This window comes from Lentilactobacillus diolivorans DSM 14421, assembly GCF_001434255.1.
Classification (GTDB): Bacteria; Bacillota; Bacilli; order Lactobacillales; family Lactobacillaceae; genus Lentilactobacillus; species Lentilactobacillus diolivorans.
Genome location: NZ_AZEY01000103.1, coordinates 1 through 1,326, shown reverse-complemented (window position 1 = coordinate 1,326; position 1,326 = coordinate 1). Strand labels below are relative to the sequence as shown.

General features: G+C 33.9%; 3 protein-coding genes. All 3 read right to left on the bottom strand.

Annotated elements, in window-relative coordinates:
- Positions 1-164: 164 nt before the first annotated feature.
- Positions 165-311 (bottom strand): hypothetical protein, encoded by a 147-nt coding sequence (locus FC85_RS15760; protein ID WP_157051293.1) that lies wholly within the window; start codon positions 309-311, stop codon positions 165-167.
- A gap of 39 nt (positions 312-350) precedes the next feature.
- On the bottom strand, positions 351-539 hold the full coding sequence (locus FC85_RS12910) for a hypothetical protein (protein ID WP_057865931.1): 189 nt from the start codon (positions 537-539) through the stop codon (positions 351-353).
- 269 nt (positions 540-808) lie between these two features.
- Positions 809-1,033 (bottom strand): stress-induced protein, KGG, repeat-containing protein, encoded by a 225-nt coding sequence (locus tag FC85_RS12905; protein WP_057865930.1) that lies wholly within the window; start codon positions 1,031-1,033, stop codon positions 809-811.
- Positions 1,034-1,326 lie beyond the last annotated feature (293 nt).

Below are 1,326 nucleotides of genomic sequence, written 5' to 3'. Positions count from 1 at the left end.
CTCCAAATTAACCAGCGACCGCTTAAAATACTCGACTGGCAAACACCGTATCAGGTTATGCTGACAAATTTGTCCAAAAATTCGGATTAAATTTGCAATCTACCCTTTGGCAAGAAAATAATTAATTCTATCGACTTTTGCGGGTTCTAATGCATGTACTACTGTTAAAAAATTTGAATAGCTATAAAAAGCTCATCATTATTGCTATTCATTTTAGAAGTTGTTAAACCTGGATAAACATCGACACTTTTTTGTTTTCCCTTTACCCGGCTAGCCAAATAATCTATCATGATACTTTTAAAATCTTCCATATATCAATTATCCTTCACTCATTTTATCTAGAATATTTCCTATTGATCTTGTTTTGGATGCTTTCTTTTAGGGAAGTGTTCGGGTGCAATCTTTGGATATACTTTTTCAGGATGAGTATTTGGCTGCTCGGGGGGTGCGGTTGTTTTGTGAGGAGGATCTTTAATCGGTTGCTCTGAAGGTATTGATGGAACTGGTTTATTAGGATATTTTTGTAAATATAAGTTCATTTTTTTCCTCCAATAGTTTAAAACTATTAAGAACAAAATTATTCTTATGTCTTTAGCTACCTTTTAAAGATGATGAGCAAAGGACTTGGAAATTATAAACCCTTCTGAGTAAACGGAATATAACTAAATATCTGGTTACTCAGAAGGGAATAAAGCGCTTTCTAAAATATTTAGTTTTCAAATATTTAAGAGGTAAACAATATATCTATTAAACTCAGTGTAGACGGATTCAGATCCGTTGCTTATCACCTTTTTTTGTTATCTGTCTATTAGGAATTTTTATCGCGAGATTTGGCAGTGGCTTCACCACCCTTTTGACCACCTTTTTCACCATTTTCTTGGTAGAAATCTTTATCATGTGACTTAGTAGTGGCTTCACCACCCTTTTTTCCAATTTTTTCGTAAAAATCTTTGTCGTGCGATTTGGCAGTGGCTTCGCCACCCTTTTCTCCTGATTCTTCTCGAGTTAATTTATCATCTTTTTTTTCGACCATAATTATACCTCCTTAAATCGCGGGAAACAGCAACCAAGGCTAATGATACAGTCAGAGATGTTTAATATTGGCTGTAATATTAACCTCACGTGCAGAATAATGCTTTTCGTGCTTGATTGTCAAAATATAAGTTTAAGAAAACTAAAACTTGGTTTTCCAATCATTCAAAATGGCTGTGATCATCGTTTCTAAAGATAGTAATTGGCTACTTAGCAAATGTTTACCAAAATAACTAATCCTCAATTGTCAAATCAAGTGCAACACTAAGAATCTATTCTTAGAAGTGGTCTAGT